Source organism: Thalassospira sp. CH_XMU1458, from assembly GCF_037027205.1.
GTDB classification, from domain to species: Bacteria; Pseudomonadota; Alphaproteobacteria; order Rhodospirillales; family Thalassospiraceae; genus Thalassospira; species Thalassospira tepidiphila.
The window spans coordinates 1,359,723-1,382,997 of the sequence record NZ_JAYMDW010000001.1 but is presented as its reverse complement, the minus strand read 5'-3'; the positions used below and the strand labels follow the sequence as shown (position 1 = coordinate 1,382,997).

Below are 23,275 nucleotides of genomic sequence, written 5' to 3'. Positions count from 1 at the left end.
GAAGTTTACAAAGCGTAACAAAGAGTGATTTGAGTGATTGTTCGATCAACAGTAGTGTTCCAAACTAACAAAGCAGGGGCCAACCAATTTGAAGGTGGCTTTGAACATGCTTTGACGTTGATTGATGACAAACTGACTGACCTGATTTGGGGGTTCCTGTGAACAATATTGCCGATCTTGGTTCTGCTATCACGCAGACTGGCTTTTCCGGCGACGGTTATGTGCTCCAGCGCACGCTCAAAGCCTCTATCGGCTGTGCCGGTGTTGGTCTGCATTCCGGTCAGAAGATTCGCATTACCCTTCACCCTGCCCCTGCCGATCATGGCATTGTATTCCGCCGCACGGACCTGGATGACCAGCCGCTGTTTCCGGCACGTTACGATGGCGTGATCGATACCCGTCTTTGCACCTGCCTTGGTGATGCAGCCCGGGGCATCAAGATCGGGACCATCGAACATCTGATGGCCGCCCTTGCCGGTACGCGCATTGATAACGTGCTCATCGATATCGATGCCGACGAAGTTCCGGTCATGGATGGCAGTTCCGCCCCGTTTAACTTCCTGATTGATTGCGTTGGCATCGAAGAACTTGATGCCCCGCGTCAGGTCATTGAAGTCCTGAAACCGGTTGAAGTCGAATATAACGGCTGCACCGCACGCGTTGAACCGGCCAACGGGTTCGAGATCGATTTCGAAATCGATTTCGCCAGCAAGGCCATTGCCAACCAGCGCATGTCCGTAAAGTTCGATGACGGTGTGTTTGTGGCCGACATCGCACGTGCGCGCACCTTTGGCTTCCTGCATGAAGTTGAAGCCATGCGTTCTGCCGGTCTTGCCCGTGGTGGTTCGCTTGATAACGCGGTTGTTCTTTCCGGTGACGAAGTCATGAACGAGGAAGGCCTGCGTTACGAAGACGAATTCGTCCGCCACAAGATCCTTGATGCGCTGGGCGATCTTTATACCGCCGGCAACCAGTTGCAGGGCAAGGTCACCGCGTACAAATCTGGTCACCATGTCAACAATCTGCTGCTGCAGGCGTTGCTGGCCGACGAAGACGCTTATCGTGTTGTTCCGCTGACCAAGGCGGCCTTGCGCGGCGTTTCCGAGCCAATGCTTGCCACCGCCTGAAATCAGGCGTCACTGGTATCCAAATTATGAAAATGGCGGCCCGCGTGGTCGCCTTTTTTGTTTTCGGCGTTGGTTTTCAGTGTTCTGATCCGTGTCACAGCATTTAACATGGAATAAAAGTCGGCATTTGACGACACAACTACTTGCCCAAGCACGCCCTTCGCATGATATAGTCCGGCGGATTTTACGGTGAGTGCGTCAAAAATTTCGAGGATACGTCACAGTGCTAAGTACCGTTCGCGCCAAACACGTCATTGCAACTCTCGGCCTGTCGCTGATGCTTGCGGCATGTTCAAGCAATGATGCGCCGGAATATGTAGAACGTCCGGTTTCCGAACTGTATAACGGCGCGCAGGATCTGCTTGACGCCAAGGAATACCAACAGGCGGCCGAGGCATTTGACGAAGTCGAACGTCAGCACCCCTATTCGGTCTGGGCGACCAAGGCGACCCTGATGTCGGCTTATGCCTATTACCAGGACAACAAATACGATGATGCGATCAACGCACTGGATCGCTTTATCTCGTTGCATCCGGCCAACCCGGATGTGCCATATGCCTATTACCTCAAGGCGCTGTCCTATTACGAACAGATTTCCGACGTCGGCCGCGATCAGCAGATGACCCAGCACGCGATGGATGCGCTTGACGACGTCATTCGCCGCTTCCCTGACAGCAAATATGCTCGCGATGCCAAGCTGAAAAAGGACCTGACGGTCGATCACCTTGCGGGCAAGGAAATGGATGTCGGGCGCTATTATCAGGACCGCAGCGAATATCTGGCGGCAATCAACCGTTTCAAATCGGTGATCGAAAATTATCAGACCACCACCCACGTGCCAGAAGCCCTTGCACGCCTGACCGAATGCTATCTCGCGCTTGGTCTTGAAGGCGAAGCCAAACGGACCGCGGCCGTGCTTGGTCACAACTTCCCGGGCAGTGAATATTACAGCGAGTCCTATAGTCTCATGCTTGGTGAAGACGCACCGGAGCGCGAAGACAGCAGTTGGTGGGATGACACGACCAACGCCATATCCAGCCTGTTCTGATTTCAATCAAGCAAACCCTCGCAAGGCCAAGGGTTTGCTTGACAATCCGCCTTGCGACAAGATAGAACAAAAAAAGAACAACTTGCGGTTAATGTCTGATATCACTGCGTTTTGATCAAACGCCCTTGGGACGACATGATTGAATGTCGTTTCGCCTTCGCAAGGCTTGCAAGGCAGGGCGGGATTGGGCACTCTGCACATTCACAAACAAGTTTGGCTGTACCTGTCTGCTGCTCCGTTAACAACATCAGTACCCAGCAATGCTTCGACGCCTCAGCATTCGGAATGTAGTCCTTATCGACAAACTGGATCTCGATTTTCACGACGGGCTCAGCGTGCTCACAGGTGAAACGGGTGCCGGTAAATCGATCCTGCTTGACTCCCTTGGCCTCGCCCTGGGTGCGCGCGCCGATAGCGGCCTTGTCCGCCATGGCTGCGATAAGTGCAGTGTCACCGCAACCTTCAATCTGCCGCAGGGCCACCCGGTTTTCGGACTGCTGTCAGATCAGGATATTGATCTTGAGGGCGAAGACCTTGTTGTCCGACGGGTGGTAACGTCAGATGGCCGGTCGCGCGCCTATGTGAATGACCAGTCCGTCTCGGTCGGGCTGCTGCGTGATGTTGGTGATTACTGCGTCGAAATTCAGGGCCAGTTTGATCAGCACGGCCTTCTTGATCCCACCACCCACCGCGCGACACTTGATGCCCACGGCAATCTTGGCAACCTTGCCATGACCGTGCGCGACCATTGGCGCGCCTGGCGTGAAACCCAAAAGGAACTCAATGCCGCCCGCGCCCGAATTGACAAGGCGCGCGAGGAAGAGGAATGGCTGCGCCACGCCGTCGATGAGCTTGAAAAGCTCTCCCCCGAAGAAGGCGAAGAAGAACGCCTTGCCGAGGAACGCCAATTCCTGATGCATGGTGAAAAGCTGGTTGCCGCCCTGAATGATGCCGGCACGGAACTTTCGCGTGGCAAGGGTGCCGAAAGTGCCCTTCGCAGTGCACAGCGGTGCCTTGAACGTGAACTTGAAAAGGCCGATGGCCGGTTTGAACCGATTATCGAAGCCCTTGATCGTGCCGCGATCGAGCTTGAAGAAGCCAACAGGGCGATCTCGGCCACCTTGGCTGATCTTAATCTTGATACCGGTCATCAGGAAAATGTCGAGGAACGCCTGTTTGCCCTGCGCGCAGCCGCCCGCAAATACAATGTTCCGGTCGATGGGCTGAATGCGCTGATGAAGGATTTCCGGTCCCAGATCGATCAGCTTGAATTCGGCGAGAAGGAACTGAGCCGTCTGACCGCCGCCGTAAGCGAATATCGCAAAGCCTATATCGAAGCGGGCGAAAAGCTTCATGCGGCGCGCAAGGAAGCGGCCGCCAAGCTTGATGGCGCGATCAATGCCGAATTGCCGCCGCTTCGCATGGAAAAGGCGCGCTTTGTGACCGATATTGCCGAACTTGAAGAACCAGAATGGGGTCAGGACGGCATTGACCGGGTGCAGTTCACGGTCGCGACCAACCCCGGAAGCCCCCCGGGCGCGCTCAACAAAATCGCATCGGGGGGCGAGCTTTCGCGCTTCCTGCTGGCACTCAAGGTCGTGCTTGCGCGTGTCTCTGCCGTACCCAGTCTGGTCTTTGACGAGGTCGACAGTGGTGTCGGTGGCGCGACGGCAGCGGCCATTGGTCAGCGCCTGCATCTTCTGGCTCAGGAACGCCAGATCCTTGTGATCACCCATAGCCCACAGGTCGCCGCCCGTGGTCGCACGCATTTCTATATTGCCAAGCGCGAGGCAGAAGGCACCATGGTGACCCGCGTCGATGCCCTTGTCGATGGTGCGCGGCGCGAAGAAATCGCCCGTATGCTGGCCGGTCATTCCGTGACGGCAGAGGCGCGTGCCGCGGCCGACAGCCTGCTTGAACAACCCAATTGATCCCGGCGCCAACGCGTCGGCCCAACCTTGAATACGGAACAAAAAGAATATGAGCGCCGAACACGCGTCAAACATGTCCGAACTTCCCGAATTGCCGTCTTCGAGCACGGAGGCGCGCAAACAGCATGCCGAAATTTCTGAACGTATCCGGTCTTATAACGAGGCCTATCACGTCAATGACGACCCGCTGGTTTCGGATGCGACATATGATGCGCTGTTCAATCGCCTGATCGAACTGGAATCCCACTATCCGACGCTTAAGAAAAACAGCCCGACACAGGAAGTCGGTGCCGCTCCGGCCGAAGGCTTTGCCAAGGTCAAGCATGCCCGCCCGATGCTGTCACTTGGCAATGCATTTTCGCGCGAAGACATTGTCGATTTTCTTGCCCGTATTCGTCGCTTCCTGAACCTGACGGCGCACAGCCCGGTCGAAGTGGTTGGCGAACCCAAGATCGACGGCCTTTCCCTGTCACTGCGCTACGAAAACCGCCAACTGGTCACGGCTGCCACCCGTGGGGATGGATCGGAGGGCGAAGACGTTACCGCCAATGTCGCCCATATTAACGACATCCCCAAGACGCTTCCCGATGATGCGCCCGATGTCGTCGAAATCCGGGGCGAGGTTTATATGGCACGCTCTGCGTTTCAGAAACTGAACGCGACACAGGCCGAAACCGGCGGCAAGACCTTTGCCAATCCGCGCAACGCAGCGGCAGGATCGCTTCGCCAGCTTGATCCATCGATCAGTGCCAAACGCCCGCTTCGCTTCTTTGCCTATAGCTTTGGCGAACTGTCCGAAAGCCTGGCCCAGAACCAGTGGAATTTCCTGCAGAAGGTTGAAGGATGGGGCTTTGTCACCAATCCGCTGACCCGGTTGCTTCATAATGCCGATGACATCATGGCGTTCTATGACGAACTGGCAACCCAGCGCCCGGATCTTGATTACGACATTGATGGCATTGTTTATAAGGTCAATGACTTTGAACTGCAGCTGCGCCTTGGTTTTGTCAGCCGGTCACCACGCTGGGCGATTGCGCACAAATTCCCGGCCGAAAAAGCCCGCACCCGTGTAAATGCCATCGAAGTACAGGTTGGACGCACCGGCGCACTGACCCCGGTTGCACGATTGGAGCCGGTCACCGTTGGCGGTGTGGTGGTATCCAACGCCACCCTGCATAACCGTGACGAGATCGAACGTCTTGGCGTTCGGGTTGGCGACATGGTGGTCATTCAGCGTGCCGGCGATGTCATCCCGCAGGTGGTTGAAGTCATCCTTGATGAACGCCCGGAAGAGACCAGCGAATATCAGTTCCCTGACACCTGCCCGAAATGCGGCAGCCACGCCATGCGCGAAGAAGGCGAAGCCGTCACCCGGTGCACCGGCGGCTTGATCTGCCCGGCACAGGCGGTTGAACGCCTGAAACATTTCGTATCGCGCACAGCCTTTGATATCGATGGCCTGGGGGCGAAAAATGTCGAGGCGTTCTTTGAACTGGGTTGGCTGAAGTCGCCTGGCGATATTTTCCGCCTTGAAAGCGATCATGGCGATGCCATCCGCAAGCTTGAAGGTTGGGGCGAAAAATCCGCAACCAAGCTGTTCGACGGCATCAATGAACGGCGCACCATCGGGCTCGACAAGTTTATCTATGCACTTGGCATTCGCCAGATTGGACAGGCAACCGCAAAGCTTCTGGCACGCCATTATGGATCGCTTGCCGAATGGCGCAGTGCCATGGTTGCGGCCAATGAAGCCGACAGCGAAGCCCTTCGCGAACTGATCAACATTGATCAGATCGGCCCCGGTGTTGCCAAGGACCTGATCGAATTCATGGCCGAAGATCACAACCGCGAGGTTCTTGATGATCTGCAAGGGCTTTTGACCATCACCGATGTAGAAGCCCCACAAGTTAGCGACAATCCGGTCAATGGCAAAACCGTCGTCTTTACTGGCAAGCTCGAGTTGTTTTCACGCAACGAGGCCAAGGTCAAAGCCGAAAGTCTTGGTGCAAAGGTCGCCGGATCCGTATCGGCAAAAACCGATTATCTGGTTGCAGGACCGGGTGCGGGCTCCAAATTAAAGAAAGCAGAAGAATTAGGTGTTACAGTGCTTGATGAACAGGGATGGCTTGATCTGATTGCCACGGAATAAAAATGATCTAACCGGGGAGTGTGTGCTGATGGAAGACCTTGGAAGTTTTTTTCGCCGTTATGTCGACGCCCATCTGAAGCTTGAAGAAAACGCACTTGATGATTTCTTCCACTTCCCGTGCCTGATCAATGATCTGTCCGGCGTGCAGGCCATTGGCAGTTCAGACGATCTGCACAAATACCATCACTCATTCTTTGATGAACTGAAAAATGCTGATCTTGCCATGGCGAAATCCATGGTGATTGAACAACATTCCGCCCTTCCCGGTGGGGCGCGTGCAATTGTTTCGTTCCGCTTTGGCAATTCAGAAAACAACCTGATCTTTGATTGCGACTATGCGTTCGCGCTGCTCAAGCAGGATGAAAAGTGGAAAGTCATCTTTGCCCAGCTTGATGAAATCAGATACAGCGACCTGTATTGAGGCCCGCATGGTGCCCGCCCTTCCCCACCGCCTGATCACACTTGGTTTTGCCCTGATGCTGGGATGCTTTCCGGCAGTATCAAAGGCCGACCCTGACTTTGACACCCTGTCGGGCACGGCGCGTGCGGTTGATGCTGATACGCTTGAGTTCGGCTTCAAACGTGTTGATCTGTGGGGGGCGGATGCCATGAACCGTTTTCAGGAATGTCTGATCAACGGCCAAAGCACAGCCTGCGGTGCCGAAGCATGGCAGGTGACCACCAACCTTCTGGTCGCGACACCCATCACGTGCGAAGTCCGCGGGAAAAACCGGTACCATCGCAACATGGCCGTTTGCCGAAATGCCAACGGGGTTGATATTGGACAAAGCCTGATTATTCGGGGCATGGCGGTTGCCCGCCCCGATCAGATGCCGGAATACGAAGCCTATGAAAATCAGGCGCGACAGGCACGCACCGGCGTCTGGGCAGGAGAATTTATCGATCCGCTGAAATGGCGGCGCGGTGAACGTTTACCCGAACATGAAATTGAAGTTCGCCGCTGGCAGCGTGACGAATAACGTCAAACCCAATTAGCGTTGCGACGTCCCGCCCGATGCAAACGGCCGTGCCAGCAACCTGCCCAGCCCCGCCAGCGTAAAGCTGTTTTTAAGTGACGCCACACCAAGTGTAACCACCACAAACCCAACCAATTGCGGTACTGTCAGAACTTCGCCAAGGAACAGCCAGGCGGCGAAGAATGTCATGGCTGGCCCCGAAAGCGATATCAACGATGCCTGCGTCGCCCCGATCCTGCGAATGCCCTCGTACAGCAGGAAGAACGGAATAACGGTGCAAAAGATCGAAATGCCTGCCGTCCACATGATACCGGCCACATTCAGGTTCAGCGGGTTTTGCACGATCAGTTGGTAACTCACCATGCAAATACCGGCCATGGTGTTGATCAGGGCTGCAAAATGCATCGACCCGATAACGGTAATCATCCGCTGTCCGAAATAGAGATAAATCGCATAGGTCACGGCAGAACCGAACGCCCAAGCCGCCCCGTACCAAAGTGCCTGCGACACTTCGCCAAACCCGCCCGGTGCCAGCACCAAAACAAGTCCGACATAGGTTATGACAAAGCAGACAATCTGGCGAAATGGCGGAAAGCGCCGTTTATGGAGCGCTTCAAGGATCATCACGACAGCCGGGAACGTAAACAGCACGATCCTTGAAACGGTGACCTCAATCAACGAAACGGCGGTAAAATCAAACAAGGCCGCAAGAAAAAACAGCCCGCCATAAAGCCCGCCCCATGCAAGATCGACCGGCTTCATCTTGCGGTCGCCCGGCCTGTTTTTACCAAACAAAACCACACCAAGCCAAAAGAGCGGCATCGCGATCAAAAACCGCAACAGCAATAGGCCATCCACTGTCATGCCTGTGGCATAAACAAATTTTGCCAGAAGGCCTTTCATGGCCAAGGCAGCTGTCGCAAGCAACACGATGGTCAGCGCGGAACCCGCAGGCGACACGACAGGCGTAACAACCTGTTGCCCGGGCTCAGAAGGTGACGGTGGTGGCGTCATGAGTTTCTCCGATCCTCTATCGGTTGCCATAGTTACCCGTGAACTGCCATTATTCAATTCGAATTAATTGCTATCAGATATCAGCTTTGGCTATATCTAGCAGGCACATGGATGCGCAAAGCTGCTCAGGATCACGCCCGATGGATATCAAACAACTTCGAAGCTTTGTACATATTGCCGAACTCGGAAGCCTGTCACGCGCGGCAGAGCGACTTAATTTGTCGCAGCCTGCACTCAGTCGGCAGCTGAACCTTCTCGAAGAGGCGCTTGACACCAAACTGTTGGAACGCACCGGACGCGGTGTCAAATTGACCGAAGCAGGCCAGATGCTTGCCGAACGGGCCCGCGTGATCCTGACCGATCTTGCCCGGCTTGAAGCGGATCTTTCGGCCCGCAGCAGTCAGGTGACAGGCCATGTGCATGTCGGCGTTCCGCCCAGCGCCGGGATCGTCATTACCGGGGCTTTGATTGAAACTCTGCGCGATCGGTACCCGGACCTTAACATCACGGTTGCCGAAGACCTGACGGGTGATGTGCAGGAAGGACTACTTTCGGGGCGACTTGATATCGGCATCCTACATGACGGCATGATTTCACGCAGCCTTCATGCCGAACAGCTATGGCGTGAAGACCTGTTTCTGATTTCCCACCCCTCACAGGTCGGCGAACAGGAAACCGAAATCGCCTATGAAGATGTTTTGTCCCTGCCACTCATCATGCCGACCAACAAGCACGGGCTGCGCGCCATGATGCAGGAAGCGGCCTTTCGCGCCGGACGGCCGTTGACCCCGGTGGTCGAGGCCGATGCCCTTCGCGTTTTGGTCGATCTGGTGACGCGCAATGTCGGGCATACCGTCTTGCCGCGCAGTTCGCTGGTTCAGGAACTTTCGACCGGGCGTCTCAAGGCACGGCGCATCACCAACCCTGAACTGTCGCGCAAGGTGATGCTGTCCTGGTTACAGGATCGCCCGCTGAGTGCCGGGGGCAAGGCGGTTGTCGATACATTGCGTGATCTTGCTGGCACTGTTCCGATGGCCAACCCAAAATAGGCCAACAAGGGCTCTGATAAACAAAACCCCGACCAAATCATCCTTCGGTCGGGGTTTTTATCATCGTATCAATCGTTGGGATCAGACGGGTGCCTGACTGTCCGACGATTTTTGCCAAAGATTGATACCGGCATCCCCGGCATATTTATCGATTTCGGCCAACTCGTCTGCGCTGAATTCAAGGTTATTGAGCGCATCAAGGCTGTTATCAAGCTGCTGAACATGACGTGCACCAATCAGGGCAGAGGTCACCTCGGGACGGCGCAGCACCCAGGCAATCGCCATCTGGGCCAAGCTTTGACCACGACGTTTGGCGATCTCGTTCAGTGCGCGAACGCGATTGATGTTTTCGTCGCTCAGCATGCCTTTCTGGAAGGATCCTTCAAGGGCGGCACGTGAATCCTCTGGCACGCCATTCAGGTACTTGTTGGTCAAAAGACCCTGTGCAAGCGGCGAAAAGGCGATGCAGCCCATGCCAAGCTCGGAAAGGGTATCAAGCAGACCATCCTCGACCCAGCGATTGACCATCGAATAGGACGGCTGATGAATGACGCACGGCGTTCCCATGTCCTTGAGGATCGCATGCGCTTCGCGGGTCATTTCCGGGGAATAGGACGAAATCCCGACATAAAGCGCCTTGCCCGAACGCACGATCTGATCAAGTGCGCCCATGGTTTCGGCAAGCGGGGTGTTGGGATCAACCCGGTGGGAATAGAAGATATCGACATAATCCAGCCCCATCCGCTTAAGGCTTTGATCAAGGCTGGAAATCAGGTACTTGCGCGACCCCCATTCCCCAAACGGTCCCGGCCACATGCGATAGCCAGCCTTGGTGGAAATGATCAACTCGTCACGGTGCTTTTTAAGATCCTGCGACAACACCTTGCCAAAGTTTTCTTCGGCCGAACCCGGCGGCGGGCCATAGTTGTTGGCAAGATCAAAGTGGAACACACCGCGATCAAACGCGCGGCGGACCATCGCCCGCTGGGTTTCATAAACATCGACGCCACCGAAATTCTGCCACAGACCAAGCGTGATTTTCGGCAGAAGCAATCCACTGCGCCCGCAACGGTCCCAGTTTTCATCGTTATAGCGATCAGGATTTGCCATCCACTGGGCTTCGACTTCAGCCATATATTCCTCCTGCTTTCAGAAGCGGTTTACCGCTTTTCTTGAATCGATCCAATGCAGTCTTAATAGGGCATTCGACCCTGTTTGTCAGTGCCTAGTACACAGCGAGAAATCAGTCTGATTTCTTTTTGATCGGCGCTGTTGCGTTTTGCAGCCATTCACGATGATCATCATCGAGATCATCGGCATACATCGCATAGACCTGTGCGTGGTAATCGTTAAGCCACTGCAGCTCGTCCCTGGTCATCAATTCCGGATCGATCAGTTTGCGGTCAATCGGCGAGAAAGTCAGCGTTTCAAAGCCAAGCATCTTGCGATCTGCCCCAATCGGCGCATCGATTTCAGTTACCGCAATCAGGTTTTCAATGCGAACGCCGTATTCGCCTTCCTTATAAAAGCCCGGCTCGTTCGAAAGGATCATGCCCGGTTTCAGGGCCACCGTGTTCGGCGCCTTGGAAATACGTTGCGGACCTTCATGCACACCAAGGTAGCTGCCAACGCCGTGGCCTGTGCCATGGTCAAAATCAAGCCCGGCTTCCCATAGCGGCATGCGTGCCAGCGTATCAAGCTGTTGGCCTGTCGTTCCAACCGGGAATACCGCGCGGGCAAGGGCAATATGCCCCTTCAGCACGCGGGTGAAGCGGTCGCGATGTTCCTGCGTCGGATTCCCGATCACGGTCGTGCGCGTGATATCGGTGGTGCCATCAAGATATTGCGCGCCGGAATCAATCAGGAAAATCTCGCCCGGGGTCAGATTGCGGTTGGTTTCCGGAGTATTGCGGTAATGGCAAAGCGCCCCGTTCGGGCCACTGCCCGGAATGGTTTCAAAGCTTGAATCACGGAACAACGGATCTTCGGCACGCATTGATAGCAACATGTCGGCTGCCGCGCGTTCGTCGATATCACCGTTGGCGGCCGTTTCATCAAGCCATTTGAAATAACGAATGATCTTTTCGCCGTCGCGTTTGTGGGCCTTGCGCGAACCTTCAAGTTCGACCTCGTTCTTGCAGGCCTTCGGAATGGCGACCGGATCACGCCCGACACGCACGGTGGCACCGGCGTCGGACAATTTCATGCGCAGCCAGTCGGCTGCAGTGGCTTCATCCAGACGCACAGCCTGATTGCCCATCGCCTTCAGGGCATCCCCGAGTTCGCCCGGTGCCCGCAAGGTTGCCTCACCCGACAGCCATTTGAGCGTTTCTGGCGCGATCTTGCGTTCGTCCATGAAAAGTTCGACCGAGGCATCGCCGTTGATGATCGCATAGCCAAGTGCAAGCGGTGTTTGCGGCACATCGGCACCACGGATATTCAAAAGCCACGCGATGCTGTCAGGTGCCGACAGAATGGCGCTGTCGCACGAAATGCGCGACAGGATTTCGGCAATCTGGGTGCGCTTTTCAAAACTGGATTTACCGGCATATTCCATCGGATGCGGGCGCACCGGGCCAAGCGGCAGGTGCGGCTGGGCATGCCAGATGGCGTCAATCGGGTTGGTATCAATCGCGATCAGTTCAGCTCCCACGGCTTCACAGGCAGACCGCAGATGGGTCGCCTGTTGCACGGTATGCAGCCACGGATCATAAGCCAGCTTCTCGCCCGATTTCAGATGATCATGCAACCAGCCGACAACTGGTTCTTCAACCAGGTGGCGGTATTCGAACAGATCACGGTTAACTTGCTGACGCACCTGAATGGTGTAACGGCCATCGACAAAAACAGCGGCCTTGTTGCGCAAGACAACGGCCGCGCCCGCAGATCCGGTAAAGCCGGTCAGCCACGCCAGACGTTCGGCCCGTGCTGGCACATTTTCACCCTGATGTTCATCCGCACGCGGCACAATAAAGCCGTCAACGCCCTTGGCCGTCAGATAGGTGCGCAAGGCATCCAGTCGATGGGCGGCGTCAAAATCATCCTTGGCCATTTTAAAAAGCGTTTTGCGCTCATCCCGCAGGGCCAGCAATTCGGCCCGCAGGGCATCATCCGGGGATTGGCAAATCAGATCAATCCAGTCTTCTCGCGTGCTGCCCTGGGCTGCGGCCAGAACACCGTCAATCAGGTCGATGACAGCGCTAACATCCTTGTCGACATTGGCGGCTTCAAGCAGTTTGGCAAGTTGAGCATCACCGGAATTGGCCATGAAGATCCTCTTTAAAACATGTGGGGCATTGGGCAGGTGGTAAGACCTATGTAAGGGTTTGTGCCGATGTCGCGCAAGCACCAAAGAACTTTCGGACATACTACGCCCTTTTCCCCGCCCGAAACACCGGTGCATGCATCCCGCGTATGAATGCGTTGCAACCTTCGCAATGCACATTAGCCAAAGGTTAACGTATGACAGTCCCGCGACAAAAAGATGGCCCGTCGGGACGTCAATTTGCTGGAGACCATGAACGGTGATCCGTTTTCCTATTACTGCCTTGAGCGTCATACAATCCCGTCGTCGCCAGACGGCCTATGACGGCCTTGAGCGCCTGGCCATTGGTCAGAAAACTGCGCTCGGTCTTGATACTGGCCCTGCCCATCCGGCAGACGACATTGCGGATCGAACTAAAAACGACCCGCAAGATGCCAAGGATACGGAATAACGGATCAATCCCGCCCGGGTTGGTCTGCATCAAAAGACGAAGCGCAGGATCACGGTTCATGATCCTTGCGGCATTTTTGTCTTTTCCCTCTGAAACGGCCCTGCTTCTCCACAGCAGGGCCGTTTCTTTTTGACCAGTCGCAGGCCAGCACGCCATAGTGCCCCAAACAGTAAATCATCATCACGATGCGGAGTGGAAATGACCAAGACAGTTCTGATCACCGGTGGGTCACGCGGTATCGGACGCGCAACTGCTGTTCTGTTTGCCGCCAAGGGCTGGAACGTTGCGCTAAGCTTTGTTGGCAATCAGGAAAGTGCTGATGAAACATGTGCGATGTGCGAGCGCGCCGGATTTACCGGCAATGTGATTGCCCGCAAATGCGATGTCCGCGATGAAGACAGCGTTATTGCCCTGTTTGAGGCCGCACGTGATCGGTTTGGCGCGATTGACGCCGTGGTCAATAATGCTGGCATTGTCGCCCAGCAAAGCACACTTGCGGATATGGATATTGATCGCATGAAAGCCGTGTTCGATACCAACGTGCTGGGTGCCTATCTGGTTGCACGCGAAGCCGCACGAACCCTTCGTTCCGGTACCGCTATCGTCAATGTTTCGTCCATTGCTGCAAAGCTTGGGTCACCTGGCGAATATATTGATTACGCCGGATCAAAAGCGGCAATCGACACGCTGACTATCGGCCTTGCCAAGGAACTCGGTCCGAAAGGGATTCGTGTCAATGCCGTGCGCCCGGGCATCATTGAAACCGATATTCATGCAAGTGGTGGCCGCCCGGAACGCGCCCATGAACTTGGCCCGAATTGCCCATTGGGACGTGCCGGCGACCCGCAGGAAGTCGCCCAAAGCATCTTTTGGCTTATCTCGGGCGACGCGTCCTATGTCACAGGCAGCATCATTGATGTATCAGGCGGCCGGTAGCGCGACCGATCAAGCCTGATACTCGACAACTTTCCGGATTTGGGTACTCTTAGGGCGTTTCAGGCTTTCCCGGCAAATCGGCAGATGCCATCGCCACGTCCTTTGTTTCGCCAAACACCGCGGCCAAGCCATCGTGCAATTCAATGATATCAAGTGGCTTGGCCAGTATCCGCGCAACCCCCAAAGCATTGAAGGCGTCGGTCACCTCGTCTGAGGCATACCCGGTCATCACGACAACCGGGATTTCATTGCCAGCCTCTCGCAGCTTTTCGATCAATTTCTGGCCGGTCATGCCCGGCATGGTCTGATCAGTCAGAAGCGCGTCAAAGTTTGCATCCGGTGCACTCAGCGCTTCGAGCGCCTTGGCGGCCTCGTTAAACGTATCGACGGAATATCCGATCCGCTCCAACATGCGCGCACAAAGCCTGAGGTTCTTTTCCTCGTCATCCACGACCGCAAGATGCCCGCCCGCACCTGCCGACAGACTGCGGGTTTCGCGCTTTTCATCCGTGGCTTCGCGATCATGTTCCGGCAACAGGATCGCGAACCGGGTTCCCTGCCCCAGACGGCTATAAACCGATATCTCGCCCTTGTGGCCAGTCACGATGCCATGCACCGTAGACAGACCAAGACCAGTACCCTTGCCCGGTTCCTTGGTGGTAAAGAACGGATCAAAGATCCTTTTGGCTGTTTCCGGCTCCATACCGACGCCGTTATCCACAACGCTAATCTGGATATAGCGCCCGACCGTCAATAACGGATGTATTTCCAGACTGTCTTCAGTGACTTCAAAGCGGCTTGCCTTCACGCGAATTTCACCCTGATCGCCAACCGCATGACAGGCATTGGTGATCAGGTTCATCAAACACTGATCAAGCTGTGTTGCGTTGCCCATCACGGTCATGGATTTCGCCCCCAGTTCGACCTTGATCGAGACACTTGATGGCATGGACCCACGGGCAAAACGAACCGTACCCGAAATCATCGACCCGACATCAATCGGAGAACGTTCTGTTTCTGAATTCCGGCTGAATGCCAGGATTTGACGGACAAGATCACGGGCCCGATCTGCGCCCTGGCGAATTTCCATAACATCTTCACGCAGCGGTGAATCTTCGGGCAAATCGGAATAAAGCAGTTCGGCATAACCACTGATTGGCTGCAGGATATTGTTGAAATCGTGTGCGATCCCGCCCGCAAGAACACCGATGGTTTCCATCCGCTGGGAATGACGCAGTTGCTGTTCAAGTTTTTCACGTTTGCGTTCGGACTGAAGCCGCTGAAGTTCGGCAGACGCCCGTGACGCGAACACTTCGACAATGGATTTCGCCAGTTCCGGATCACCAAGTGATTTGTCCGATATGGTCACCAGAATACCGATCGGGCGTGCCTCACTATCGTAAAGCGCGGCCCCGACATATCCTACGACATCAACGTCAGTGACCTTTTGGACATCCTTCATCAAAACGGAAAAATTGTCTTTGCAGACAAACGTGCCTTCCTTGATAACGCGTTCCGCAGCAGACCCAGCCAAGGCAAAATCAAGGCCGCCGCGACTGCCATCCGGGGAATAGAACGCAACTGATTTCACCCGGTCACCGACAAGTTCGGCGATGTGGCAATAGGTCATATCAAGTGTTTCGCACAGAACCTTTGTCAGGTTTTCAAAGAACCCGGCACCGACCTGATAGCGGATACCACGATAAATGGATTCCAGTGTCTCCTGATGGCGTTCACGCTCCGTCACGTCCAGTGCGAAACTGGCGATACAATCCAGTTCGCCATTGGCATCAAATATCGGGCTTTCATACCATTCGCAGATGATGCGGCTGCCATCACGTTTGACATTCTCGAACCGGTTATTGACGCTGTTTTGCGTTTCCATGATCCGTTCGATCAGAGTGCCAAGACGCGCCCGGTCTTCCTCGGGCACCAGAAGCTCAAGCTTCTTGCCAACCATCTCATCGGCATTGTAGCCAAACAGCTGACAGGCCGTTTCGTTCACCTCGATGATGGTTCTGTCCGGCGTCCAGTAAAACACCCCGATTTTCGCGTTGTTGAAGTGCGCACGCAGGCGGCGCTGGTTGGCCTCCAGATCACTTTTGGCAACCTCAAGATCCTGGCGATAACGGATGCGTTCGGTGATATCGCGGCAACTGATCCTGATGCCGAGGTTCCCACCGTCGCTATCGGCGATCGGTTGCCATGACATGTCGATACCGACCTTACGGCCATCCTTGTGAACACCGGTGAATTCGCGGTCACTGCCTGACAGGCCATCAAGACCTTCGTCAATATAGTGGCGCACACGGTCGCGATCCTCGGGCGCAATAAATGACAGCGGATAATCACCACACGCCATGCATTCATCGACCGTGTAGCCAAGAACGCGTTCAATCCCCGGATTTACCCAGATCAGTTTGCCATCAGGTGCGATCCAGCTTTCCCAGCCGTAGGTGTAGTTGGCAACCGCCTCAAAGCGACGGCGCGAGAAGCTAAGCTCGTCATTGGCCTCCATGACATTTTTCATGCCTGCGGCGGCTGCCAACAACCCACCTGCCATATGGGCGAAAACGATTTCCTCAGGGCGCCATACTCTGGTCCGCCCGACAGACTCAAAACACAATATCCCCATTCGGCCCGCCGCCGAGATCAACGCAACATCAAGGATTGCCTTGATATTCATCGGGATCAGATAAGCGTCTTTAAGCTCGGAAGTACGTGGATCTTCAACGGCGTTGTCCGCATCGATAATCTGCCCGGTTTCCAGCGCGGCAAAATATCGCGGCAATACAACGCGTTTCAAAATCATGCCATCATGTTTTGCCGACGGATCATTGGCATCAAACAGCCCGACGCACTCAACGTCACCATCATCTTTTTCCAACCACAGACTTGCCCGTTCACAATTCATCAGGTTGGCAAAACGCTTCAATGTTGGGCGGAAAGACGCATTTTCGATGCGCTCAAGTGACGAGAAATGGTTGGCGACTTCGGACGCACTTTCGCGGATTTGTTCAAGAAACTTTTTGCCCGACATCAGTTCGTTCTGCGAACGCAACTGGTCCATGCTGGTTTGCAAAAGTGCCTGCCGCATCCAGACGATCCCGACAACAAGTGACGCGGTCATCCAGACATACCCAAACAGTGCCGATCCCCAAACCGGCAACGTATGGGGAACGGTGCCGCTATCGGTAATCAAGCCCCCGTCGAGGTTGAAAACACGCATCACGCCGACGCTTGCAATCGCGACAACGCAGAACACCGCGTATCGAATGGTCACGGAAAATCGCCAGAACAGCGCCACGATCACGGTCGATACAATCATCATCGCCATGCCGCTTGCGGGTGAAAATCTGACGATATAAAGCAACGACATGCTTGTCATTGCGGCGACAATCACAACCGACTTGGTAAAGGTCGAAAAGCGCTTACGCAGTACAAGACCGGCAACAACGGCCAGAAAAACCAACAGATGGATGATCTCGACCGTGATCGAACGCTGACTTGCTTCGCGCAACATCGAGGAAACCAGTGCGGGCAAACCGCCAATCGACATCACAAACAGCATAAAGTCTGCGATGCGGTTTCTTGTCCGGTCCAGATTGGCGCTTAATCTTTTTGGCATGAGTTATCGGGCCCCATTCTCAGACCAACTGGTCGGGCATGCTGTTATAGATGCTTTCAAAGCGCAGATGATTGTCGGCAAACAGCCCCAAAAGTTTCGGATCGAACATCTCCGGGGAGGTTCGCTCGTCACCTTTGGTAATGATATTGACGGCCTCTGTGTGGCCATAGGCCGGTTTGTATCGGCGCGCACTGCGAAGGGCGTCATATACGTCTGCCAGTGAGACGATCCGCGCAATCATCGGGATATCCGCGCCCGACAGGCCTACACAATAGCCCGACCCTTCCCAATGTTCGTGATGATAGCGTGCAATGATTGCGGCCTGTCCAAGAACCGGGTTGTCCGATGAATTGAGCATCGCAAAGCCGATCTCTGTGTGGCGCTGCATGACCTTGAATTCGTCGTCGGTCAGCTTTCCGTTTTTCAGAAGCACCTCGTCGGGCACGCCGACTTTTCCGATATCATGAAGAATGCCGGCCAGACGGATTGTCCGTTGAACATTCTGATCCAGACCGGCCATCTCTGCCAGCAATTGGGAATAAAGACCGACGCGAACACAATGCTCGGCGGTTTCGATGTCCCGATACTGGGAAATCAGGCTGAGCCGGTCGATCATTTCCTGTTCGGCACCGCCAAGTTTGCGGCTGATATCATCAAGGGTTTTCGACTGACTGATATTTTCAAGTTCGAGTTTGCGAACACGTTCGACTTCGCGGTCCCGTTCCTGCAGTCGTGTCTGCGCATCAAGTGCGGCGCGTTCAAGATCGACACGTTCAATCGGCTTATCAAGAAATTCCCGCACACCAAGACGCAGTGCCGTCACGGCATCGGTCTTGTCACCATCCCCGGTCAACAGAATGAATTCGAAATCCCGTTTGTATTCGTTGATTGCCCGTTTGACGAAGTCCAGACCACTGCAATTTGGCATGCGCAAATCAGAAACAACCAGACGCAATGATGCGTCTGATTTTACTGTCTCAAGCGCTTCAAGTCCGTCAGATGCAACCACCACTTCAAAACCGGCACGCTCCAAGATACGTGCCAGCAATTTTCGGATCGGCGGTTCGTCATCTACAACCAAAATGCGACGTTCAAGCTCACTCAATCACTCTGCCCCATGCCAGATACAAAATTCTACGAGCGAATAGATAAAACCTATCCGTTGGTATTGTATATTGCAACATACGCAAAAAGTGTGAGATCGGTTCTCAGGCTGTTTTTTGCCCGGTTTCCAAGGGATTTCGCGGAAAAAGCAGTAAAAACCTTTGATTGAATTTTGATGGAGAAGTTCTGGTATCTCCAGGATTTCTATTCCGAATGCTCGATTGCAATGCGAATCGGAGAAAATCAGCATACGGAAAATGGATCAAAGCAACCGGATCGTGCATCCGGTCATCATGCAACAGCGACCGACAAGCCGGTTTTGGTGATGGGCGTTTCCGCATCCCGGTGCGAACCTGATAGGCATTGCCCGTTATCCGTGGGCACCTAATTGTCAAAAGTCTCGTGGCATTAATGCATAACGGCAATGCCACGCGGAGATCACAACGCAATATCGCATTGCCGCCAACTTGCTACACTTTGCAGCATCGTATCCATGCCTGGAGCTTGCGGCGAAGATGGATGAGTTTTTCTGGTGGATCGTTCTGATTGGGTTTATCGCCCAATTGATTGATGGTGCCCTTGGAATGGCCTATGGCCTGACCTCAACTTCCCTTTTGATCACGCTTGGCTTACCACCTGCACAGGCAAGTGCAACTGTCCACGCCGCCGAAATTGCCACCACCGCTGTTTCCGGTACAGCCCACCATTTTGCACGCAATGTCGATTGGCGCATGGTCCGTCAACTGGCACTTGCCGGTGCAATAGGTGGCTGTGCTGGGGCCGCTCTTTTATCATCGGGGATCGGGGACTATCTGGCTCCGTTTGTCGCGGTATATCTTAGTGCACTTGGTGTTCTTGTAATTGCCAAGGCGCTTCGCAAAGTTCAGCCGCCTGCGGCGATCCGCGGGCTTACCCCGCTTGGCATGATCGGTGGATTTCTTGATGCAATCGGGGGTGGCGGCTGGGGACCTATCGTATCAAGCACGCTGGTCTATCGCGGCAATGAACCGCACCGCATGCTTGGAACGTCTGCTGCGGCCGAGTTTTTTGTGACCGTGACGATTACCGTCACATTTGCCGGATCATTCGGATTGGAAAGCTTCGGGATGGCGGCACTGGCACTTGTAATCGGCGGTGTGCCGGCCGCCCCGTTGGCGGCCGTGCTTGTCAAAATCATCCCGCGAAAGCCGCTTATGATCGCCGTTGGCGTCCTTATCGTCGGCCTTGGCCTTCTGGGGATATATCGCTTTGTCTTCGCCCTTATGGCTTAGCCGACAACAAGTGTTGTCCAGTTTTCGACCTTGAAGCGGTTGATCAGGGAAAGCCCGACATCGCGATAGGCCGACAGAACAAACTGTTCCTGATGGGCAAGAAGGCCTGAGAGGATCACAACACCGTTTTCCGACAGCGTACTGCTCAGGTCATGCGCCATGCCACGCAGCGGGCGGGCAAGGATGTTGGCACAGACAATGTCGTAATACCCGGCATCACGAATACGGGCATCCTGAAAACCGTTTGAATGAATGGCTGTGACAAGATCGGCGATCTTGTTGGTTTTGGCATTTTCGCGTGCCACCCGAACCGATGCGGCATCAATATCAGCCATCATCACCGGGCACCGCCAGGTTTTGGCACATGCCATGCCCAAAATGCCGGACCCACAGCCCATATCAAGCGCATTCTGACGCGGCCCGCGTTTGGCCAGCCAGTCGATTGCGGCAAGACATCCCTTGGTGGTTTGATGTTCGCCAGAGCCGAATGCCAGACCGGCGTCGACCTGAAGGGCAGTTTTGGATACCGGGATTTCCTCGTTCCAGTGGGAACCATGGACAAAGAAACGCCCGACTGAGATCGGCTTGAAGCTGCGCAGGTTTTCGCTGACCCAGTCCTTTGGCTCATAGGTGCCAAAGGACACGGTTGGCGCATCAATGCCAACTGCAGATGCCATGATCGACACCGCGGTCTCAACCGCACCCTTGTCAAACATCTCACCGGCAAAGCCTTCGATACGCCAAGGTCCGTCAGGATTGCCATCGCGTTCGAAATGCGAAAGCGCATCGCAATAATCAAACAGCGCGTCGGCAAACATCTGTGCATAGGCGCCATCAACTTCGAACTTGAAGTTATAGCAAAGGACGGGTTCGGTCATATCGCTTCTCGCTCGTGTGGGCGGCAAATGTGCTCTGCCCGGTTAAATCGGTCATCCGAAAATGTTGCCCGGGGCTTACCCCGGCAGGATGAAGCTGTCGACCACTTTCTTGGTGCCGACACTTTCGAAATGGATTTCCAGCTTGTTGCCATCGACCGCACGGACGGTTCCTGACCCGAACTTACGATGGCGCACCGTATCGCCCACCTTGTATTTCGATGAGTTGGAACTGGTGGAATAACTGGTTTCACCGTCGGGCTTCACATCAATCACGTTCTTGCGCACGCGATCCTGCCAACCGCTTGAGGCGAATTTACGCTCCCCGGCACCTGATACCGGATTGCGTGATGGCGTGCTGCTATCACTCGCCCAGCTTGGCATTTTCATCCAGTCATCGGCACCCCAGGCGCCTGGCGAATGATTGCCGCCATGCCCACCAAGACCGGTATCGCTGCTGCGTTCGATATGCTCGTCGGGCAACTCATCAACAAAACGCGACGGTAGGGCCGATTGCCACTGGTTATAGATGCGCCGATTGGCGGCATAACAGATGGTCGCACGTTTGCGCGCCCGGGTAATCCCGACATAGGCCAGACGACGCTCTTCCTCTAGGCCCTTGACCCCGCTCTCATCCATCGCGCGTTGATGCGGAAACACGCCCTCTTCCCAACCGGGCAGGAAGACGTAATCGAACTCAAGTCCCTTGGCGGCGTGCAGGGTCATGATGGTGACTTTTTCCTCATGATCGTTCTGCGCGTTTTCCATCACCAGCGAGACATGTTCCAGGAAGCTGGTCAGGTTCTCGAACTCGCCAATCGCGGAAACAAGTTCCTTCAGGTTTTCAAGACGGCCAGGTGCGTCAATTTCCTTGGATGTCCGCCACATATCTGTATAGCCACTTTCATCAAGGACGGTTTCGACCACCTCGACATGGCTGCTGCCCGACAGCATTTCGCGCCAGCGTTTGAAATCCCCCAAAAGACCGCCGATGCTTTGGCGCATCTTGGGTTTAAGTTCTTCGGTATCCAACAAATCGCGCGCCGCCGCCGGCAACGAAATCGCCTGATCACGCGAATATTGATGCAATGTCTGAAGCGTTGCCTTGCCAACCCCGCGCTTGGGTACATTGACGATGCGTTCAAACGCCAAACTGTCATCGGGCTGCGCAACAAGCCGGATATAGGCCAGCGCATCACGGATTTCCTGACGCTCGTAGAAGCGCGGACCACCGACAACGCGGTACGGAATACCCAGCGTGATCAGGCGTTCCTCAAACTCGCGGGTCTGGAAACCGGCACGCACCAGAATGGCAATCTGGGATGCACCAACACCCTTGCGCTGAAGGGCTTCGATATCTTCACCGATCAGGCGGGCCTCTGCTTCACCGTCCCAGACACCTTTGACAAACACCTTGTCCCCAGTATCAATCTCGGTCCACAGCTCCTTGCCCAGACGGCCGTCATTGAACGTGATCAGTTTGGATGCAGCGGCCAGAATATGTGGGGTCGAACGATAGTTCTGCTCAAGACGAACCACCTTGGCACCTGGGAAATCAGACTCAAAGCGCAGGATGTTGCCGACCTCGGCCCCGCGCCAGCTATAGATCGCCTGATCATCATCACCAACGCAGCAAATGTTACGATGGACCATCGCCATTGCACGCAGCCACAGATACTGGGCAACGTTGGTATCCTGATACTCGTCAACCAGAATATAGCGGAAGGTGTTCTGATACTGTTTCAGGACTTCCGGGTGCTGCTGGAACAGGGTCAGGCAATGCAGCAACAGGTCGCCGAAGTCACAGGCGTTCAGGACTTTGAGGCGTTCCTGATAAATCTTGTAAAGGTGCTTGGCCCCGCCGTTGGCGAACTCGACACTTTCATTGACCCGTTCAGGCGTCAGACCCTTGTCCTTCCAGCGCTGAATGATCCCCATCAGCTGCTTGGCTGGCCATTTTTTCGGATCGATCTGTTCGGCATCCATGATCTGCTTAAGCAGGCGCACCTGATCATCGCTATCAAGGATGGTGAAGTTTGACTTTAACCCGATCAGATCGGCATGACGGCGCAACAAGCGCGCTGAGAGCGAGTGGAAGGTTCCCAGCCACCAACCTTCAACCGGACGACCAAGCGCCTGTGCGACACGTTCCTGCATTTCCTTTGCCGCACGGTTGGTAAAGGTAACGGCAAGGATCTGCTGCGGATGCAGGCGTTCGGTTTGCGCCTTGGTTTCCAGAAGATGCGCCAGACGCGTGGTCAAAACACGCGTTTTCCCGGTTCCGGCACCTGCCAGAACAAGCAATGGCCCGTCGAGCGTTTCGACAGCATCGCGCTGCTCGGCATTCAGATTGTCGAGATATGCCGGGGTCGGTGTATCGGCCAGACGCATTTCGGGGCTGGCGGCGAATTCATCAATTTCGAAGGGATCATCCATCATGACCGCATATA

17 protein-coding genes are annotated in these 23,275 nt (G+C 54.9%); 9 read left to right on the top strand and 8 right to left on the bottom strand.

Going from position 1 to position 23,275, the window contains the following annotated elements:
* The first annotated feature begins 158 nt into the window (after positions 1 to 158).
* The 6 genes from lpxC (at position 159) to WBY09_RS06140 (ending at position 7,235) form a co-directional block, all read left to right on the top strand.
* Entirely contained in the window at positions 159 to 1,127 is a 969-nt protein-coding gene (gene lpxC, locus WBY09_RS06165) for a UDP-3-O-acyl-N-acetylglucosamine deacetylase (RefSeq protein ID WP_083996922.1), read from the top strand.
* A 223-nt stretch (positions 1,128 to 1,350) separates the two neighbouring features.
* Entirely contained in the window at positions 1,351 to 2,175 is an 825-nt protein-coding gene (locus WBY09_RS06160; RefSeq protein ID WP_197145609.1) for an outer membrane protein assembly factor BamD, read from the top strand.
* Positions 2,176 to 2,435: 260 nt separating this feature from the next.
* Positions 2,436 to 4,106, top strand: a complete 1,671-nt coding sequence (gene recN / locus WBY09_RS06155; RefSeq protein WP_197145610.1) for a DNA repair protein RecN — start codon at positions 2,436 to 2,438, stop codon at positions 4,104 to 4,106.
* Between the two features lie 49 nt (positions 4,107 to 4,155).
* Entirely contained in the window at positions 4,156 to 6,255 is a 2,100-nt protein-coding gene (ligA, locus tag WBY09_RS06150; protein WP_197145611.1) for an NAD-dependent DNA ligase LigA, read from the top strand.
* Between the two features lie 28 nt (positions 6,256 to 6,283).
* On the top strand, positions 6,284 to 6,676 hold the full coding sequence (locus WBY09_RS06145; protein ID WP_063088828.1) for a hypothetical protein: 393 nt from the start codon (positions 6,284 to 6,286) through the stop codon (positions 6,674 to 6,676).
* Positions 6,648 to 7,235, top strand: coding sequence for a thermonuclease family protein (locus tag WBY09_RS06140; RefSeq protein ID WP_197147720.1), 588 nt, complete (start codon positions 6,648 to 6,650; stop codon positions 7,233 to 7,235). The genes WBY09_RS06145 and WBY09_RS06140 overlap by 29 nt, the downstream gene beginning before the upstream one ends.
* A gap of 12 nt (positions 7,236 to 7,247) precedes the next feature.
* Here WBY09_RS06140 and WBY09_RS06135 read toward each other — a convergent pair whose 3' ends face one another.
* Positions 7,248 to 8,246, bottom strand: a complete 999-nt coding sequence (locus WBY09_RS06135; RefSeq protein WP_336232266.1) for a DMT family transporter — start codon at positions 8,244 to 8,246, stop codon at positions 7,248 to 7,250.
* Between the two features lie 140 nt (positions 8,247 to 8,386).
* Between WBY09_RS06135 and WBY09_RS06130 the strand changes: the two genes are divergently transcribed.
* Positions 8,387 to 9,295: a LysR family transcriptional regulator gene (locus tag WBY09_RS06130; protein WP_197145613.1), complete on the top strand. Its 909-nt coding sequence runs from the start codon at positions 8,387 to 8,389 to the stop codon at positions 9,293 to 9,295.
* A gap of 81 nt (positions 9,296 to 9,376) precedes the next feature.
* On the opposite strand, the gene mgrA is transcribed toward WBY09_RS06130, so the two are convergent.
* The 3 genes from mgrA to WBY09_RS06115 form a co-directional block, all read right to left on the bottom strand.
* Entirely contained in the window at positions 9,377 to 10,429 is a 1,053-nt protein-coding gene (gene mgrA / locus WBY09_RS06125; protein ID WP_197145614.1) for an L-glyceraldehyde 3-phosphate reductase, read from the bottom strand.
* A gap of 109 nt (positions 10,430 to 10,538) precedes the next feature.
* Positions 10,539 to 12,563 (bottom strand): aminopeptidase P family protein, encoded by a 2,025-nt coding sequence (locus WBY09_RS06120; protein ID WP_197145615.1) that lies wholly within the window; start codon positions 12,561 to 12,563, stop codon positions 10,539 to 10,541.
* 232 nt (positions 12,564 to 12,795) lie between these two features.
* Positions 12,796 to 13,071, bottom strand: a complete 276-nt coding sequence (locus WBY09_RS06115; protein ID WP_197145616.1) for a hypothetical protein — start codon at positions 13,069 to 13,071, stop codon at positions 12,796 to 12,798.
* A gap of 138 nt (positions 13,072 to 13,209) precedes the next feature.
* On the opposite strand from WBY09_RS06115, the gene WBY09_RS06110 reads away from it, so the two are divergent.
* Entirely contained in the window at positions 13,210 to 13,947 is a 738-nt protein-coding gene (locus WBY09_RS06110; protein ID WP_336232265.1) for an SDR family oxidoreductase, read from the top strand.
* Positions 13,948 to 13,996: 49 nt separating this feature from the next.
* Here the strand turns inward: WBY09_RS06110 and WBY09_RS06105 are convergent, their stop codons facing one another.
* Positions 13,997 to 17,575 carry a PAS domain S-box protein gene (locus WBY09_RS06105; protein WP_336232264.1) on the bottom strand — a complete coding sequence of 1,193 codons (3,579 nt, stop codon included), beginning with the start codon at positions 17,573 to 17,575 and terminating at the stop codon, positions 13,997 to 13,999.
* A gap of 19 nt (positions 17,576 to 17,594) precedes the next feature.
* Positions 17,595 to 18,680 (bottom strand): HD domain-containing phosphohydrolase, encoded by a 1,086-nt coding sequence (locus WBY09_RS06100; protein ID WP_336232263.1) that lies wholly within the window; start codon positions 18,678 to 18,680, stop codon positions 17,595 to 17,597.
* Between the two features lie 514 nt (positions 18,681 to 19,194).
* Between WBY09_RS06100 and WBY09_RS06095 the strand changes: the two genes are divergently transcribed.
* The gene (locus tag WBY09_RS06095; protein WP_063088819.1) at positions 19,195 to 19,950 is read left to right on the top strand and encodes a sulfite exporter TauE/SafE family protein; all 756 of its coding nucleotides are present in this window, start codon (positions 19,195 to 19,197) and stop codon (positions 19,948 to 19,950) included.
* Here the strand turns inward: WBY09_RS06095 and WBY09_RS06090 are convergent.
* Positions 19,947 to 20,828, bottom strand: a complete 882-nt coding sequence (locus tag WBY09_RS06090) for a 50S ribosomal protein L11 methyltransferase (RefSeq protein ID WP_336232262.1) — start codon at positions 20,826 to 20,828, stop codon at positions 19,947 to 19,949. The genes WBY09_RS06095 and WBY09_RS06090 overlap by 4 nt on opposite strands.
* A gap of 75 nt (positions 20,829 to 20,903) precedes the next feature.
* Positions 20,904 to 23,261, bottom strand: a complete 2,358-nt coding sequence (locus WBY09_RS06085) for an ATP-dependent helicase (protein WP_336232371.1) — start codon at positions 23,259 to 23,261, stop codon at positions 20,904 to 20,906.
* Positions 23,262 to 23,275: the final 14 nt, after the last annotated feature.

Excerpts from the sequence above, each read along its gene's own strand:
- WBY09_RS06140 (WP_197147720.1), top strand. The coding sequence starts at position 6,648 with ATGAAATCAGATACAGCGACCTGTATTGAGGCCCGCATGGTGCCCGCC.
- WBY09_RS06095 (WP_063088819.1), top strand. The coding sequence starts at position 19,195 with ATGGATGAGTTTTTCTGGTGGATCGTTCTGATTGGGTTTATCGCCCAA.
- WBY09_RS06115 (WP_197145616.1), bottom strand. The coding sequence starts at position 13,071 with ATGAACCGTGATCCTGCGCTTCGTCTTTTGATGCAGACCAACCCGGGC.
- WBY09_RS06110 (WP_336232265.1), top strand. The coding sequence starts at position 13,210 with ATGACCAAGACAGTTCTGATCACCGGTGGGTCACGCGGTATCGGACGC.
- WBY09_RS06135 (WP_336232266.1), bottom strand. The coding sequence starts at position 8,246 with ATGACGCCACCACCGTCACCTTCTGAGCCCGGGCAACAGGTTGTTACG.
- recN (WP_197145610.1), top strand. The coding sequence starts at position 2,436 with ATGCTTCGACGCCTCAGCATTCGGAATGTAGTCCTTATCGACAAACTG.
- WBY09_RS06120 (WP_197145615.1), bottom strand. The coding sequence starts at position 12,563 with ATGGCCAATTCCGGTGATGCTCAACTTGCCAAACTGCTTGAAGCCGCC.
- mgrA (WP_197145614.1), bottom strand. The coding sequence starts at position 10,429 with ATGGCTGAAGTCGAAGCCCAGTGGATGGCAAATCCTGATCGCTATAAC.
- WBY09_RS06085 (WP_336232371.1), bottom strand. The coding sequence starts at position 23,261 with ATGGATGATCCCTTCGAAATTGATGAATTCGCCGCCAGCCCCGAAATG.
- ligA (WP_197145611.1), top strand. The coding sequence starts at position 4,156 with ATGAGCGCCGAACACGCGTCAAACATGTCCGAACTTCCCGAATTGCCG.
- WBY09_RS06130 (WP_197145613.1), top strand. The coding sequence starts at position 8,387 with ATGGATATCAAACAACTTCGAAGCTTTGTACATATTGCCGAACTCGGA.
- WBY09_RS06105 (WP_336232264.1), bottom strand. The coding sequence starts at position 17,575 with ATGCCAAAAAGATTAAGCGCCAATCTGGACCGGACAAGAAACCGCATC.
- WBY09_RS06090 (WP_336232262.1), bottom strand. The coding sequence starts at position 20,828 with ATGACCGAACCCGTCCTTTGCTATAACTTCAAGTTCGAAGTTGATGGC.
- WBY09_RS06145 (WP_063088828.1), top strand. The coding sequence starts at position 6,284 with ATGGAAGACCTTGGAAGTTTTTTTCGCCGTTATGTCGACGCCCATCTG.